The organism is Enterococcus sp. AZ009 (assembly GCF_050548785.1).
Taxonomy (GTDB): domain Bacteria; phylum Bacillota; class Bacilli; order Lactobacillales; family Enterococcaceae; genus Enterococcus_D; species Enterococcus_D entomosocium.
Map to the genome: position 1 here is coordinate 725,702 of NZ_CP172960.1, position 16,571 is coordinate 742,272.

Consider the following 16,571-nt stretch of genomic DNA (forward strand, 5'->3'; position numbering starts at 1 on the left):
CTCGTTTAAAGGAAAGAAATTGGGAAAGCCGTTCATTTTTTGTTAAAATAGGAGCGAGGTGAGCGAGATGACAAGCGAAGAAGCAACAGCGTGGATCCATTCGCGTTTGACATTTGGGCAAAGACCTGGATTGATGCGTGTCGAAGCATTATTAAAACGGATGGGTAATCCTGAAAAAAAGGTGACCATGATCCATATCGCCGGTACGAATGGCAAAGGATCGACCGTCAGTTATTTGCGTAGTCTTTTAGAAGAAGCTGGGCAGCAAGTGGGGACCTTTACTTCCCCACACATTGAAGCGTTCAATGAACGAATTGAAATCAACGGACAATTTATATCAGATGAGGACTTGGTCGCTTGGGTGGAAAAAATCCAGCCGCTGGTTGCTGAAATTGATCGCGATGAAACGTTGACGGGCATTACCCAGTTCGAGATCATTACCGCTATGGCATTAGGCTATTTTGAAGAAAAAAAGGTCGATGTTGCGATTATTGAAGTTGGCTTAGGGGGACTCTTAGATAGTACCAACGTTATTTCTCCTATTTTGACCGCGATCACGACGATCGGCATGGATCACATGGATGTCTTAGGGGATACCATTGAAGCGATCGCTGCCCATAAGGCAGGGATCATCAAGCCGCAAACACCCCTTGTTACTGGCAATATCGTTGAAAGTGCGCTTTCGGTGATCGATTTGAAAGCTACAGAAGCACAGGCACCTGCTTATCATGCAGGGCAAGAGTACCGTGTGACCTATCGTCGTCCCGATGAAGAATGGGGCGAATTATTTGATTTTGAAAATGAGCATGGCAAAATCAAAGGCTTGAAAACACCGATGTTAGGCCGCCATCAACCAGAAAATGCCGGTGTTGCGATCCAATTATACAGCCTGTATTGCGACCTGCGGCAACTGCCCTTTTCAGCCAAAGAGATTCGCAATGGCTTGCGAAAAGCCTATTGGCCCGCCCGGATGGAACGAATCAGTAGTGAGCCACTAGTGATTATCGATGGTGCCCATAACGTACACGCCATGGCTCGTTTAGTAGATACGATGAAAGAAGAGTTCAGCGACTATCGCATCCATGTACTGTTTTCAGCGCTTGAAACCAAAAACGTCAATGAGATGCTTCAGCAATTGCTATCGATTCCCCAAGCCGAGATTTATTTAACGACCTTCGATTTTCCCAAAGCACTGCATTTGGCAGACGGCTATCAGGAACTCGATGAAAAACGAATCTCAACCGTTTCTTTATGGCAGTTTGGCTTGGCAGAATTATTAGAAAAAATGACCAATGAAGATTTGCTGCTGGTGACAGGATCCTTGTATTTTGTTTCAGAAGTTCGTGAATTGTTATTGGCAATAGGAGGAAGAAATGGCTAAGTTACGTGGTGTGATTTTCGATATGGACGGCTTGATTTTTGACACGGAGCTGCTTTATTACCAAGCGACTCAAATCGTGGCTGATCAAATGGGTATTCCCTATACAAAAGAGTTATACCTAGCCTATGTAGGTGTTTCGGATGAAGAAGTCTGGGCAGCTTATCATGAGAGATTCGATGAAGCCTTTGGTCATCAGATGATTGAAGAATTTATTCAAGCGGCTTTTCAGCAAACGTTGGAAATGTTCCAACGGGGCGAGGCTGAATTGAAGCCGGGGATCCACGAGTTATTGCATTATCTTGATGAGAAAAAGATTCCCCGAGTGTTGGCGTCTAGTAACCAGCGCAAAGTGATCGACACCTTGCTGGAAGCAGCAGACTTAACGGCGGAATTTCCTAAGATTGTCTGCTTTGATGATGTCACACGGGCAAAACCAGATCCTGAGATTTTTGAAAAAGCTCATGCATTACTGGCGGTACCAAAAGAAGAATTGGTGATCCTTGAGGATTCGGCTAACGGTATTCATGCTGCTCATGGGGCAGGGATCTCAGTCATTATGATTCCCGATTTGATCGCGCCGACGACCATCATTGAAGAAAAAGTCTTGAAAGTCTTGCCTTCACTAGAGGATGTCCCAGATTTTCTAGAAACGGCTTTTTCGATTTAACTGTGATTTTTTGCGCATCTTATTCATGAAATACTCTCTCCTTTGCGTATCTTTTATTAGACCGACGCAAAGGAGTTTTTTTATGATCAATGAAACAGAGATTCCCCAAAGCTCGTTTCCACGAGAGCGCTTAGTGCAATATGGGGTTGATGCCCTTTCGAACCAAGAACTGTTGGCAATTTTGTTGCGGACTGGCTCACGGCCCCTAAATGTCTTGGAATTAGCGGCTAGTGTCTTGAATCGTTTTGAAGAATTGTATGAATTAAAAGAAGCGACAATCGATGAATTACAAGAAATTCGCGGCGTCGGACAAATCAAAGCCATCGAGATCAAAGCGATGATTGAATTAGGTGTGCGGATCCAGCGGTCTGTTCAACCAAAGTACGGCAAGATCAACTCCAGTATGGCGATCGCTCATCAGCTGATCCAAGAATTAAAAGACTTTCGTCAGGAGCACTTGCTAGGGATTTATTTGAATACCAAAAATGAGATCATTCAAAAAAAGACGATCTTCATCGGATCGTTGAATCAGTCGATCGCTCACCCACGGGAGATTTTTCATTGGGCGGTACGCTACAGTGCCGCACGAGTGATCGTCGTTCACAACCATCCCAGCGGTAGTCCCCAAGCCTCAGAGGCAGATCTGCTGTTTACACGCCGCTTGATCAAGTGCGGAGACTTGATGGGGATCGAACTACTGGATCATTTAATTATTGGCGACAATGCCTATGTTAGTTTGCGAGAAGAAGGCCTCTGGCATCAAGAAATTTGCTGACACAACGGCTAATTTGCGAACATTATTAAAAATAAAGGTGAATTGTCTAATCGTCTGTCTTGCAAAAAAATACGGGCAAGTGTAAAATATTATTGTAATTTTGTTTGCTGAATAGATGTTGAAACGCACGTTAGGCCTCTATCGCACAAAGGCAATGTTACACATAATTAAGTGCTTATGCACGAGGAGGTTTTTTTATAATGGAACAAGGTACAGTAAAATGGTTCAATGCTGAAAAAGGGTTTGGTTTTATCTCTCGCGAAGACGGTACAGACGTATTTGTACACTTTTCAGCGATCCAAGGTGAAGGATTCAAAACTTTAGAAGAAGGTCAAGCAGTAACTTTCGACGTGGAAGATTCTGATCGTGGACCTCAAGCAGTTAACGTAAACAAAGCGTAAGCTTTCAAACAAACTGCCAGTAAGAGCACTTTGAAATCAAAAACCCAAAAGACCATCGAATCGATGGTCTTTTTTTTGCTTTTTGCAACGGAAAGGAAAAAGGGGAGTTCCCAGTAACCTGAGAACTCCCCTTGCATGTGAGACTATAAATCATCCGGTGTCATGATCATTGAAAGGATCATTGGATGACGCTCGGTTTTTTCAAATAGGAATGGCTGTAAAGCCGATGACATCGCTTCTCTTAATTTGTGCTCTGTTGGGTCTGGTTGGTTCAAGACTTCTCGCAACGCACGGAAGAGAATTTGTTGGGCTTCGTTGATCATCTCGCCGGATTCCCGCATGTAAACAAACCCACGAGAAAGGATATCTGGTCCAGCAAGAACTTCTTTCTTCGCCACATCGACTGTCGCTACCGCTAAGACGAGGCCTTCTTCTGAAAGAATACGACGATCTCGTAAGACGACATTCCCGATATCACCGATACCGCTGCCGTCGACATAAACATCATTGGCATTGAAATGACCAGCCAAGCGAGCGGTATCCGCTGTTAAGGCCAACATGTCACCATTTTCCATAATGAAACAATTTTCTTTTGGTACACCGACATCTTGTGCCAGTTGGGTGTGGATGTTCAGCATCCGAAATTCCCCGTGGACAGGCATAAAGAATTTTGGCTTCATTAGACGCAACATCAGTTTTTGTTCTTCTTGGCCACCGTGACCAGAAGTATGGATGTTGTTCAATTTGCCATGGATCACGTTTGCGCCAGCTTCCAACAGTAAGTTGATCAGCTGGTTGACACTCGTGGTATTTCCTGGGATCGGTGAGCTTGAGAAAATCACGGTATCATCTGGGTGAATTTGGATTTGACGGTGAGTCCCGTTGGCAATTCGACTTAAAGCAGCCATTGGCTCTCCTTGAGAACCCGTACAAAGGATCATGGTTTCGTTTGCAGGCAAACGGTTGATCTCATGAGATTCTACAAAGGTTCCATCTGGCACCTTGATATAGCCAAGGCGCTGTCCGTTGATGATCGCATTTTCCATACTGCGTCCAAAAACGGCGATTTTACGTCCAGTCGCAACCGCCGCATCTGCAGCTTGTTGGAGACGGAAAATGTTGGAGGCAAAGCTGGCGAAAATGATCCGACCATCGATTTTTTCAAAAATCTTTTGGATCGAGCTGCCGATCGTTTTTTCTGATTTGGTAAAGGTCGGAATTTCTGCATTGGTACTATCGGAAAGGAGGCAAAGGACGCCTTCTTCACCAATTTTTGCCATTTTGTGCAAGTTTGCTGGTTCGCCCACAGGCGTAAAGTCAAACTTGAAATCGCCAGTTGCGACGATATTGCCAGAAGGCGTTTTGACAACGACACCTAAAGCATCAGGGATACTGTGAGTCGTTCGGAAGAAGCTGATGGATGTTTTACGGAAACGAATCACCGTATCTTCATTGATTTCGTGTAATTCCGCGTCCCGCAATAAGCCATGCTCATCTAATTTGTTGGTGATCAAAGCAAGTGCCAAGGGTCCCGCATAGATCGGGATATTGGCTTCCCGCAACAAGTAAGGGATTCCGCCAATATGGTCTTCGTGACCATGAGTGACGATCAAGCCTTTGACTTTCGGTAAATTTTGAACGATGTAGCTATAATCGGAAATGACATAGTCGATCCCAAGCAGTTCATCTTCGGGGAATTTGATTCCCGCGTCAATTAAGATGATCTCATCTTGGAATTGAACCCCATAACAGTTTTTTCCGATTTCGCCAAGTCCACCGACGCCGAATACGCCAGTCTCATTATTTTTCAGCGAAACTTTCATCTTAAAACTCCGCTAATTTGAAATCAGCGTTTTCTTTTTCGTAAGCTAAATGTTTTTCATCTAGTTCTTGAACGAACTCGATGTTGTATGGGGTATTTTGTTCAACCAGACGGCGTGCGATCACTGCATCGTCTGCTTCAATGTACAAAGAGTGGGTTTGTTCTCTCTTTGGGTTGCGGTCTTTTGTTTCTTGGTAATAAATTTTGTAAATCATATCTTTTCTCCTTTATCTGCTTTTCGCAGTAGTCTATTTGGTTGATGAATTCGCTGCATCACAAAATCGAGGTCCGAATAAAGTGACCTGAAAAGAAGGCTTCGAGAGCCGCTGCATGCTTTTTTCAGACAATCGTTGTGAGAAAAAAGAGAAAGCCTCGTCTTTGCTTTCCAAATGTCGTCATAAAAAATTCACCGGGTTTGTAAGTCGTTCCACTACAAGTATCCCTAGTTTATCACAGAAAAACGAATAAGTATAGAAACACGTCATTTTGAAAAGGCTTACTGAAAGAAAATGAAAGGACTATCGCTGAAGTTTGCTTTTTTTCGTTGAAAGTGCATTACAATAAGAATATTCCTATGCTATAGTAGAAGTAATGAAGTAAAAAAGGAGGGGATTTTTTGAAATTAATGTGGCACTACACGATGAGAAACAAGAAACTGCTGGTTTTTAATTTCATCTGTGTTTTTGGTTTTATTTTGATTGAATTAGGTTTGCCGACGTTATTGGCAAGAATGATCGACAAAGGGATCGCCGCTGGTGATCGCGACTACATATGGAAAATGGGTGCGGCGATGATCGCGATCACCATTGTGGGGATCACGATGAACATTTTGTTAGGCTATTTCACGTCACGTATCACCACTAACATTGTGGCAGATATTCGTGACGATCTTTTTGAAAAAGTCCAAGGCTATTCACATACTGAATATGAAAAAATCGGGGTTTCATCATTGATCACCCGTGTGACCAATGATGCGTATCAAATCATGCTGTTTATGCAAAGCATCTTACGGACGGGTTTGATGACACCCATGATGTTTGTGGTCAGCTTGTACATGGTCATGCGGACAAGTACACAACTAGGATTATATGTCTTGGGGGCGTTGCCGATATTGCTAATGGCAGTCATCGCCATTGCCAAAATCTCGGAACCATTATCCACCAAGCAACAAGCCAATCTAGATAAAATCAATGGCATTTTGCGGGAAAATCTCTCTGGTTTACGAGTGATCCGTGCCTTCGTCAATGAAAAATTTGAAGAAAAACGCTTTGGCAAAGTCAACCAAGCCTATGCGTCTAGTTCTCGCAGCTTGTTTCGCTTGATGGCAACGGCACAACCGGGCTTTTTCTTCTTATTCAATATCGTGATGATCTTGATTATTTGGACGGGAAGTATTCAAATCGATCAAGGGCAACTGCAAGTCGGTGACTTGATTGCGTTTATCGAATACATCTTCCATGCGCTGTTTTCTTTCATGCTGTTTGCGACCGTCTTTACGATGTATCCACGAGCGGCCGTTTCTGCTCGCCGAATCCAAGAAGCGTTAGATGCGACTTCTGAAATCAAAGAGTCAGAACAGCCAGTGACAGAAACTAAGACAAAAGGTTTCTTGGAATTTAAAAATGTTACCTTTGCTTATCCGGGACATGCCCAAAGTCCAGTGATTCGTAATGTTAGCTTTACCGCTTCACCAGGTGAAACTGTGGCGTTTATCGGTAGTACCGGGAGCGGGAAATCGACCTTGATCCAATTGATTCCGCGTTTTTACGACGTCAGTGAAGGCCAAGTCTTGGTGGATGGCGTTGACGTTCGGGATTACAGTTTAACGACTTTGCGCAACAAGATCGGGTTTATCCCTCAAAAAGCGTTGCTATTTACAGGGACGATCGCAGAAAACCTGCGCTATGGGAAAGAAGATGCCACGCAAGCAGAGCTGGAACGAGCAGCCGAGATTGCGCAAGCGGCCGATTTCATTTCTCGCACACCAGATGGCTTTGATGCTCATTTGGCAGAAGGCGGAAGCAACTTCTCTGGCGGACAAAAACAACGTCTAGCGATTGCCCGTGCGGTGATTCGCCAACCAGAGATCTATATTTTTGATGATAGTTTTTCTGCATTGGATTACCAAACGGATGCAAAATTGCGGGCACGTTTGAAAAAAGAAACCACGGAATCGACCGTTTTGATCGTTGCTCAACGAGTAGGAACGATCATGAATGCCGATAAGATCGTCGTCTTGAATGAAGGCGATGTGGTTGGGATCGGTACCCACAAAGAACTGCTGCAAACTTGTCCAGTATACTACGACATTGCGGCGTCACAATTATCAGAGGAGGAGTTGGCACAATGAAAGCAATCTCTTCTTTAAAACGGTTAGGTGCTTACATCAAACCATACAAAGTACAATTTATCCTAGTCTTGCTGTTTACAGTTGCAACCGTCGGCTTCAATGCGGCAATGCCGTATGTTTCTGGATTGCCGACGACAGAGATCAGCCGCAACATCGCTGCAGGCGAAGGCGTTAATTTTGATTACGTGATCCTTTGCTTGATCTGGATCGCAGTCGTTGGTGTCGGTTACTGTTTCTCACAATTGATGTCAGGGCTGCTGATCACCAACGTTGTCCAATCTGCGATGCGAGATTTGCGGCAAGACATTGAAGAAAAAATCAATCGTCTGCCCGTTTCTTACTTCGACCGCAACCAGCAAGGGAATATCCTGTCAAGGGTGACCAATGACGTGGATGCCGTCAGCGGTGCGATGCAGCAAGCCTTGATCGGGATCGTCAATGCCTTCTTAGGAATCATTATGGCGGTTTCTATGATGTTTTATATCAATACTTACATGGCATTGGTTTCATTGATCATGATCCCAGCCTCCTTATTGATTTCTCGCACAATCGTCAAAAAGTCGCAAAAGGACTTCCAAGGCATGCAAAATGCGTTAGGAGATCTGAACGGCTACGTACAAGAAAACATGACTGGATTCAGTGTGTTGAAAGTGTATGGACGGGAAAAGCAAACACTTGAAGGGTTTAAAAACGTTAACCACCAGTTGCGCTATTACGGCTTTCGTTCTGCCTTTGTGTCAGGATTGATGATGCCACTGGTGCAAATGACCGCTTACTTTACCTATATCGCAATGGCAGTCATGGGTAGTTTTTACGTGATCAGCGGCGTGATCGTTGTTGGTCAGCTGCAAGCGTTCATTCAATACATTTGGCAAGTCAGTCAGCCAATGGGGAACATTACCCAGTTGTCTTCCGTCTTACAAAGTGCCTCAGCAGCAGCAAAACGGGTCTTTGAAATCTTAGATGAGGAAGAAGAGCCAGTCAATCGAACCGATATCCAATTGCCGGAACAAATCAGAGGCGACGTGACCTTTGAACATGTCGGCTTTGCTTATGATCCGAAAAAACCATTGATCAAAGACTTGAACTTTGAAGTCAAAGCTGGACAAACTGTGGCGATCGTTGGACCAACAGGTGCTGGGAAAACGACCTTGATCAATTTGTTGATGCGTTTTTATGATGTCAATGAAGGGGCCATCAAGATCGACGGCATCGACACGAAGAAGATGGAACGTCACGATGTCCGCTCACTGTTTGGGATGGTTTTACAAGATGCGTGGTTGTATGAAGGCACGATCGGCGATAACATTCGCTTTGGGAAATTAGATGCCACCGATTATGAAGTCGTTGATGCAGCAAAAACCGCCAATGTGGATCACTTCATTCGTACGATGCCAGATGGCTACGAGATGATCATCAATTCTGAAGGCGACAATGTCTCTTTGGGACAAAAACAATTGTTGACCATCGCCCGGGCAGTCATCTCTGATCCGAAGATTTTGATTCTCGATGAAGCCACCAGTTCGGTAGATACCCGCTTAGAAGCGCTGATTCAAAAAGCAATGGATAAAGTGATGGAAGGTCGTACCAGCTTTGTGATCGCCCATCGTTTGTCAACGATTCGTGAAGCGGATCTGATCTTAGTGATGGATCAAGGGTCGATCATTGAAAAAGGCAATCACGAGACCTTGTTGGCAGCTGGCGGCTTTTATAGCCAACTATATCAAAGTCAATTTTCAGAAGAAGCCGAGTAAGCCGAAAAGAGCGTCCAGTCTGACTGGCGCTCTTTTTGCATTGTAGCAAGGGTGGTGCTATAGTGAAAAAAGAAAGCGCAGATCCGTTTATGGATTGGAAGGAGAAGTTGATGGACAAAGAACAATCAGGGAATGAAACCCAAAAAACAGTTTCGCCCGCCTCGCCGCAAGCGACACCTTGTTTTGTGGCAAAAAATGCGACGATCGTAGGAAACGTGACTCTAGGAAAAGATAGTACGGTCTGGTTTCAAGCAGTGATTCGAGGCGATGCCAATCGAATCGAAATCGGCGCGCGTACCAATATTCAAGATGGAACGATCATCCACGTTGATCACGATGCCCCGACGATCGTTGAAGACGATGTGACTGTTGGGCATCAGTGTATGCTCCATGGCTGTACCATCAAAAAAGGGGCTCTGGTCGGCATGAGCTCGATCGTTTTGAATCATGCCGTGATCGGCGAAAATAGTTTGTTAGGTGCCGGTTCGTTAGTGACGGAAGGAACCGTCATTCCTCCTAATGTGTTGGCGTTTGGTCGTCCGGCACGAGTGATCCGCCCGTTGACAGAAGAAGAGATCGCCAAAAATCAGGCAAACATCACGCATTACGTGGAAAATGGGCATGCTTACCAACAAGGCCAATATGGCGAAGTCTGACGATGAACCAAAAGACGCAAAAAGGTGTACGAATTGCTTCGTACACCTTTTTATGCAAGCTTATTTCAATTTGTTTGATTCCATGATCTCGTCGATCAAGCCGTAGTCTTTGGCTTCTTGTGCGGTCATGAAGTTGTCGCGATCGGTATCGCGTTCAATCACTTCGATTGGTTGACCAGTACGTTCTGACAAGATTTTGTTCAGACGTTCGCGGGTTGCCAAAATGTGGCGGGCAGCAATTTCGATTTCAGTTGCTTGACCTTGTGCGCCACCTAATGGTTGGTGAATCATGATTTCGGCATTTGGTAACGCAAAGCGTTTGCCTTTTTCACCAGCGGTCAATAAGAATGAACCCATAGAAGCAGCCATCCCCATAACGATGGTTTGGACATCGGCTTTGATAAAGTTCATGGTATCAAAGATCGCTAGACCAGCAGTAACGCTTCCGCCAGGCGAGTTGATGTACAAGTAGATGTCTTTTTCAGAATCTTGCGCGTCTAAGAATAAAAGCTGAGCAATGATCGAGTTTGCTAAGTCATCGGTTACTTGACCACTCAACATAATGATCCGGTCTTTTAATAGACGAGAATAGATGTCATACGCTCTTTCACCGCGAGATGATTGTTCAATGACAGTAGGAATTAAATTCATAGTGATAGTCCTCCTAAAAATCGTTATAGATATAGTTTAGCATAAAGTTTTCGCAATATCTAAGAGATAGTATACCGATTAGGTCAAGAAAGGTCAAATAAAAAGTTCGTTATCTTTTTTGCGAAACTTTCAAATATGATACAATATTAAAAAAGGAATGAGGAAGGATCGAAGAATGGCAGTAGCAATAGCAGGTTTGATTGGCGTCTTAGTGGGCGCATTGTTAGTAACCATCATTTTTAATTTACGCATTCGGTATGAGGAACAAAAAGAAAAACAACGCCGTTTGTTGGAGCATAAAGTCAAAGAAATCGAAACGCTGGTTTTATTGAATCAAAAAATCAGTGAGATTCTACAAAAACGGGTCATGTTGATGGATGAGTATGTCAGCTTTGATGCCTTTGATGACTGTTATATCACCATCGATGATTTCGCCTATCTACAATCTTTTGCGGCGCAAAATAGTTTTTATCTACCGAATTTTTTCTTGGAAGAATTTTTCAAAAAAATCGGGACACGTCGGGTGATTTTGTCGCCAGAGGAAACCGTTAAGTTCGGTGGGTATACGTATAAAGGCGGTCGGATCATTATGGAAAATTTCCTTGATCAATTGGTTGAAATGGTCAATGAGCGTAAAAACCAAATGAAAAACATGACGAGCGAACCGTTGACCTATTTTTCAAAAACGATTTGATTCTTCTGGTCAGTCGGTCGCCTTGGTTAAGGTAACCAAACCATAGTATCGACGATTGCACTTTTTCAACTGATCACACACACTCTTACTGCGATCATAGTAAGAGTGTTTTTCTTTGACCGAAACAAAGCGCTGTCCCCTTAAAAGGATCAAAACAAACAGAGGCTTTTTGGTTCTAGCAGATTCCATGGTAAAATAAAGAGTGAGAATGGAGTGAAAGAATGATGGTACAAATCGTTGCCCACCGCGGGAGTAGCGGCAACCGACCTGAAAACACGCTACCGGCATTTGCGGAAGCGGTGCGGGTCAAAGCTGATATCATTGAGTTAGATGTGCATCTATCAAAAGATGGCGGCTTGATCGTCATGCATGATGAAACGGTTGATCGAACGACCAACGGCAAAGGTCGGATCTGTGACCTGACGGTTGCTGAACTAAAAGAACTCAATGCCGGCAGCTGGTTTTCTGAGGACTTCCAAGCCGCCAAAGTCCCCACGCTAAAAGAAGTGTTGGATTTACTTGCAGCGAAGAATTATCGTGGCATTTTGACGATTGAATTAAAAACCGATCATTATGAGTATGAAGGAATCGAAGCCAAAGTATCCGACTTATTGAATAGCCAAGAATGGCCTTTTACTCATTGGTATTGTTCCTTCAATATCGAGACTTTGGATCGGATGCATGCGATCGAACCGGATGCGATCCTTGATTTTATTATGGGACGCGGGGAAGACAAACCACCGTTGGCGCTCAGCCGACCGTATATCGAAGGAATTCATCCGGCCTATCGCTGGGTCCAAGAGACAGCAACGGTCTTGACTGATTTTCCGATTGCGATCCGTCCGTGGACTGTCAATGAAGAAGCGGCGATTCGCACCTGCTTGGCTTTGGGGGTGACCGGGATCATCACCGATTTTCCAGAAAACGCTCGGGCAATTGTGCAGCAGGTCCGCGAGGAAACAAAAGGATGAAAAAAGTCTTAGTGATCGTGGGACCGACCGCAGTCGGTAAAACCGCCTTGAGTATCCAATTAGCTCAAAAATACCATGGGGAGATCATCAGCGGGGATTCCATGCAAATTTATCGACAATTAGATATCGGTACCGCCAAAGTGACGAAGGAAGAAATGGCAGGGATTCCTCATCATTTGATCGATATTCGTGCAATGACGGAAACGTATTCTGCGGCTGATTTCCAGCAAATGGGGCGTGAGGCCATTGAGACGATCCAGCAGCAAGGAAAGCTGCCGATCGTTGTGGGGGGGACAGGGCTATACATCCAAGCGCTTTTGTATGACTTTCGTTTAGGGGCAGAAGAAGGCGACCCAACGATTCGTCAGCGCTATGAACAAGAAGCAGCAGCCATCGGCAAAGAAGCTCTATGGCAAAAGCTGCAGGCGGTCGATCCCTTGGCAGCAGCGAAGATCCACTACAACAATGAGCGGAAAGTGATTCGTGCGTTGGAGGTTTTTGAAATGACTGGCGAAAGTATTGCTGCACCAAAAGAAACACCGCAAGTTTTGTACGATTTCTTCATGATCGGTTTAACCACTGAGCGAGAATTGTTATACCAGCGAATCAATCAGCGAGTGGACTTAATGATGGATCAAGGTTTGATCGAAGAAGCAAAAGCTGTTTTGCAGTATCCAGAAACGCAAGCCGCCAAAGGGATCGGCTACAAGGAATTTTTGCCCTATTTTCACGGGCAGGCCACATTGGATGAAACAATTGAGCAAATCAAGCAAAACTCACGCCGCTATGCCAAGCGGCAGCTGACGTGGTTCAATAACCGAGCACAGCCCCGATGGATTGATTTAGTGAGACAACCTGAAGAACAACGTACCCTTGAAACAGAAATCAACCAATGGTTGGAGGAGAAAAGATGAGCCAAGAACGTGTGATTCTTGTCGGAGTAGAAACGGAGAAAAACTATCTTCATTTTGATTCGTCAATGAAAGAATTGAAAAGCTTAACAAAAACCGCCAATGGTGAAGTTGTTTTTTCACTGGTGCAAAAACGGCAGCAAGTCGATCGACAAACCGTGATTGGCAAAGGGAAAGTTGCGGAATTGCAGCAGTTGGCAGAAGCACATGAAGCAGATCTAGTGATCTTCAATCATGAACTGACACCAAGGCAAAGCCAGTTGATCGGTGATGCGCTAGAAGTGCCAGTGATTGATCGCGTCCAGCTGATCCTCGATATTTTTGCGATGCGTGCCCGTTCCAAAGAAGGAAAGCTGCAAGTAGAATTGGCGCAGCTGGATTATTTGCTTCCACGTTTGATAGGGCAAGGAAAGAACATGTCTCGGCTAGGGGGCGGAATCGGAACGAGAGGGCCAGGGGAAACCAAGCTGGAGACCGATCGTCGACACATCCGCAACCGCATCACCATCATCAAACGGGAATTGAAGGAAGTGGCCGCCCATCGAGACCGGACACGCCAAAAGCGCAAAGACAGCCAAGTCTTTCAAATGAGCTTGATTGGTTATACCAATGCCGGAAAATCAACTATTTTAAATATTTTAACCAGTGCGGATACCTATGAACAAGACCAGCTGTTCGCAACACTCGATCCTTTGACGAAACGCTGGCGGATGCCGGAAGGATTTGAAGTCACCATTACCGATACGGTTGGCTTTATCCAAGAATTGCCGACCCAATTGATCGATGCGTTTCATTCCACACTGGAAGAAAGTCAAAACATGGACTTCTTGCTGCATGTCGTCGATGCCAGTTCCGAAGAACGGGTTCAGCAAGAGGAGACCGTCTTGAAGTTAATGGAAGAACTTTCTTTGACCCAATTACCGATGTTGACGGTCTATAATAAGGCGGATCGCATCGACGCCGATCAGTTTGTCCCAACGCTCTTTCCCAACGTCTTGATTTCGGCAAAGAGTACCAAAGGCAAAGAACGCTTGACTCAGGCAATCAAAATGGAGTTGATGCAGATCATGCAGCCTTATCATCTGGTTCTGCAAGCCGATGAAGGCAATGCGCTGAATCGTTTAAAACGGGAGTCACTAGTTTTGAGCAATGCCTTCGATGAAGCAACACAGACCTATCATATCAAAGGATTTGCGCTTGAGGATACCTATCCACTACGCAGAATGGCGCAAGAACAGGAATAAGCAGAAACGGTGCAACCGATGCACCGTTTTTTTTGTCGTGACAAAATTATGAAGTATAAGTGGTTTGGCTTGCTTTGAACGCAAAAACCGAACATTTTTGGCTAAAGCACCATTTCTTCCATAAAAACAACTGCTTGAACATACGATCAAATCAAGGACCTAATGAAAAAATCAAAAAAATTTGCATTCATGTCACTTTTTCTAACATGAGGGGTTGACACGCAAAAAAAGAATTGGTATAGTTTCCATAAAGTTACGCAGCATCATTGAAACGGAGGGGAGCCAAGTTATGCGGGAAAAAGAATTGCGGCGCTCAATGTCAGTCTTTCCTATCGGAACAGTCATGAAATTGACCGATCTCACCGCCCGTCAAATTCGTTATTACGAAGAACAAGAATTGATCCACCCGGAACGCAGCGATGGCAATCGACGCATGTATTCGCTGAATGATATTGATACCTTGCTAGAGATCAAAGACTATCTTTCCGATGGACTGAACATGGCTGGGATCAAACGAGTTTATGAAATGAAAGTTGCCAAAGAAAAAGAAGCGAAGAACAAACCGCCGCTGACCGATGAAGATGTTCGTCGAATTTTTTATGATGAACTCTTGGCTCAAGGTGGATTGAATCAACAACAGCCATACCAGCAAAAAGGTCCACGAATGTAGAACATTTGTAGATCATTGCTGTGATATAAAAAAAGAATTGGGAAAAAGGAAGGGATACTATGCCAAAATTTGAAAGAACTGCCGAAGACATCAAACAAATCGTAAAGGATGAGAACGTGCGCTTTTTACGCTTGATGTTTACTGATATTTTAGGAACAAACAAGAACGTTGAAGTACCTGTAAGTCAATTAGATAAAGTACTGGAAAACAAAATGATGTTTGACGGTTCTTCTATTGAAGGATTTGTCCGTATTGAAGAAAGTGACATGTATCTGTATCCTGATTTGTCGACATGGATGATCTTCCCTTGGGAAAGTGAACATGGCAAAGTGGCTCGTTTGATCTGTGATATCTACAATCCAGATGGCACCCCATTTGCAGGCGACCCTCGCGGCAACTTAAAACGGGCATTAGCGGACATGCAATCCCTTGGCTTTACTTCTTTCAATCTTGGACCAGAACCAGAATTTTTCCTATTCAAATTAGATGAAGCAGGCGAAATCACAACGGAATTAAACGACAAAGGCGGCTACTTCGATTTTGCCCCAACCGATCTAGGGGAAAACTGCCGTCGCGATATCGTATTAGAATTAGAAAGCCTTGGCTTTGAAGTTGAAGCGTCTCACCATGAGGTAGCACCAGGGCAACACGAGATCGATTTTAAATATGCGGATGCAGTGGAAGCATGTGACAACATCCAAACCTTCAAACTTGTCGTGAAAACTATTGCTCGTAAACACGGCTTGCATGCAACCTTCATGCCAAAACCATTATTCGGCATCAACGGTTCAGGCATGCACTGCAACATGTCCTTGTTCAAAGGCGATGAAAATGTCTTCTTTGATGAAGAAGGGCCAATGCAATTAAGCCAAACAGCGTATCACTTCTTAGGCGGTTTGATCGAACACGCCCGTGCTTACACAGCTGTCTGCAACCCAACCGTCAACTCCTACAAACGCTTAGTGCCAGGTTACGAAGCGCCTGTATACGTGGCATGGTCAGGACGCAACCGTTCACCATTGATTCGGGTACCAGAATCAAGAGGCTTGTCAACGCGTTTGGAATTGCGTTCGGTTGACCCATCAGCCAACCCATACTTAGCAATGGCTGTTTTACTGCAAGCAGGACTTGATGGCGTTAGACGTGAGTTGACACCACCACCAGCAGTCGACCGCAACATCTACATCATGAACGAAACAGAACGTGCAGAAGCACAAATCGAAGATCTGCCATCAACGATCCACAATGCCATCAAAGCATTGCGCAAAGATCAAGTGATGATCGATGCTTTAGGCAAACACATCTATGCCAACTTTGTCGAAGCAAAACGATTAGAATGGGCAGCCTTCCGCCAAACAGTCTCCGAGTGGGAAAGAGAACAATACTTGGAGCTATACTAAAATCGCAAGAAAACCGCTAGAGATAAACAATCTAGCGGTTTTTTTATGATGAACTCAGCTTTTATCCTAATAATTCTCGGTTTATTTATTTCCGATAGTCAATAACTGGTTGATCAAAATTTGAACAGAAAAACATTGCGAAGCTAGAGCGGTTCTGTCTATAAGGCGCGTAAATTTTGCCTGATCATTGAGAAAAAATAAAAAATACCAGTCGGGCGAGGACT

General features: G+C 44.4%; 16 protein-coding genes. 13 read left to right on the plus strand and 3 right to left on the minus strand.

The features are described 5' to 3' along the window. Positions 1–67: 67 nt before the first annotated feature. The 4 genes from IGJ74_RS03385 to IGJ74_RS03400 all read left to right on the plus strand — a co-directional run bounded on the left by IGJ74_RS03385 (position 68) and on the right by IGJ74_RS03400 (position 3,224). Entirely contained in the window at positions 68–1,381 is a 1,314-nt protein-coding gene (locus tag IGJ74_RS03385) for a bifunctional folylpolyglutamate synthase/dihydrofolate synthase (RefSeq protein ID WP_008377037.1), read from the plus strand. Continuing rightward, positions 1,374–2,048: an HAD family hydrolase gene (locus tag IGJ74_RS03390; protein WP_016611929.1), complete on the plus strand. Its 675-nt coding sequence runs from the start codon at positions 1,374–1,376 to the stop codon at positions 2,046–2,048. The genes IGJ74_RS03385 and IGJ74_RS03390 overlap by 8 nt, the downstream gene beginning before the upstream one ends. 82 nt (positions 2,049–2,130) lie before the next feature. Then, positions 2,131–2,823, plus strand: a complete 693-nt coding sequence (radC, locus tag IGJ74_RS03395; RefSeq protein WP_008377042.1) for a RadC family protein — start codon at positions 2,131–2,133, stop codon at positions 2,821–2,823. Between the two features lie 200 nt (positions 2,824–3,023). Beyond that, on the plus strand, positions 3,024–3,224 hold the full coding sequence (locus IGJ74_RS03400) for a cold-shock protein (RefSeq protein WP_005225155.1): 201 nt from the start codon (positions 3,024–3,026) through the stop codon (positions 3,222–3,224). Between the two features lie 143 nt (positions 3,225–3,367). Here the strand turns inward: IGJ74_RS03400 and rnjA are convergent, their stop codons facing one another. Together rnjA and IGJ74_RS03410 are read right to left on the minus strand one after the other, a co-directional pair. Next, complete coding sequence (gene rnjA / locus IGJ74_RS03405) at positions 3,368–5,047, minus strand: ribonuclease J1 (RefSeq protein WP_087665117.1); 1,680 nt, start codon at positions 5,045–5,047, stop codon at positions 3,368–3,370. A 1-nt stretch (position 5,048) separates the two neighbouring features. Beyond that, positions 5,049–5,261: a DNA-directed RNA polymerase subunit epsilon gene (locus IGJ74_RS03410; RefSeq protein ID WP_005225157.1), complete on the minus strand. Its 213-nt coding sequence runs from the start codon at positions 5,259–5,261 to the stop codon at positions 5,049–5,051. A 401-nt stretch (positions 5,262–5,662) separates the two neighbouring features. Between IGJ74_RS03410 and IGJ74_RS03415 the strand changes: the two genes are divergently transcribed. From IGJ74_RS03415 to IGJ74_RS03425, 3 genes are all read left to right on the plus strand, one after another. Further along, entirely contained in the window at positions 5,663–7,396 is a 1,734-nt protein-coding gene (locus IGJ74_RS03415) for an ABC transporter ATP-binding protein (protein WP_008377050.1), read from the plus strand. Further along, positions 7,393–9,150 (plus strand): ABC transporter ATP-binding protein, encoded by a 1,758-nt coding sequence (locus tag IGJ74_RS03420; RefSeq protein WP_005237514.1) that lies wholly within the window; start codon positions 7,393–7,395, stop codon positions 9,148–9,150. The genes IGJ74_RS03415 and IGJ74_RS03420 overlap by 4 nt, the downstream gene beginning before the upstream one ends. Before the next feature lie 62 nt (positions 9,151–9,212). Continuing rightward, positions 9,213–9,806, plus strand: coding sequence for a gamma carbonic anhydrase family protein (locus tag IGJ74_RS03425; protein ID WP_016611938.1), 594 nt, complete (start codon positions 9,213–9,215; stop codon positions 9,804–9,806). A gap of 60 nt (positions 9,807–9,866) precedes the next feature. Here IGJ74_RS03425 and clpP read toward each other — a convergent pair whose 3' ends face one another. After that, on the minus strand, positions 9,867–10,457 hold the full coding sequence (gene clpP, locus IGJ74_RS03430) for an ATP-dependent Clp endopeptidase proteolytic subunit ClpP (protein ID WP_005225161.1): 591 nt from the start codon (positions 10,455–10,457) through the stop codon (positions 9,867–9,869). 175 nt (positions 10,458–10,632) lie between these two features. Between clpP and IGJ74_RS03435 the strand changes: the two genes are divergently transcribed. The 6 genes from IGJ74_RS03435 (at position 10,633) to glnA (ending at position 16,347) form a co-directional block, all read left to right on the plus strand. Next, on the plus strand, positions 10,633–11,151 hold the full coding sequence (locus IGJ74_RS03435; protein WP_218193261.1) for a hypothetical protein: 519 nt from the start codon (positions 10,633–10,635) through the stop codon (positions 11,149–11,151). A gap of 221 nt (positions 11,152–11,372) precedes the next feature. Then, positions 11,373–12,122 (plus strand): glycerophosphodiester phosphodiesterase, encoded by a 750-nt coding sequence (locus IGJ74_RS03440; protein WP_218193262.1) that lies wholly within the window; start codon positions 11,373–11,375, stop codon positions 12,120–12,122. After that, on the plus strand, positions 12,119–13,036 hold the full coding sequence (gene miaA / locus IGJ74_RS03445; protein WP_008377061.1) for a tRNA (adenosine(37)-N6)-dimethylallyltransferase MiaA: 918 nt from the start codon (positions 12,119–12,121) through the stop codon (positions 13,034–13,036). The genes IGJ74_RS03440 and miaA overlap by 4 nt, the downstream gene beginning before the upstream one ends. Beyond that, positions 13,033–14,277 carry a GTPase HflX gene (hflX, locus tag IGJ74_RS03450; protein WP_218193263.1) on the plus strand — a complete coding sequence of 415 codons (1,245 nt, stop codon included), beginning with the start codon at positions 13,033–13,035 and terminating at the stop codon, positions 14,275–14,277. The genes miaA and hflX overlap by 4 nt, the downstream gene beginning before the upstream one ends. Before the next feature lie 289 nt (positions 14,278–14,566). Continuing rightward, positions 14,567–14,947: a MerR family transcriptional regulator gene (locus IGJ74_RS03455; protein WP_005225166.1), complete on the plus strand. Its 381-nt coding sequence runs from the start codon at positions 14,567–14,569 to the stop codon at positions 14,945–14,947. A gap of 59 nt (positions 14,948–15,006) precedes the next feature. Beyond that, the gene (gene glnA, locus IGJ74_RS03460; protein WP_005225167.1) at positions 15,007–16,347 is read left to right on the plus strand and encodes a type I glutamate--ammonia ligase; all 1,341 of its coding nucleotides are present in this window, start codon (positions 15,007–15,009) and stop codon (positions 16,345–16,347) included. The last annotated feature ends 224 nt before the right edge of the window (positions 16,348–16,571 follow it).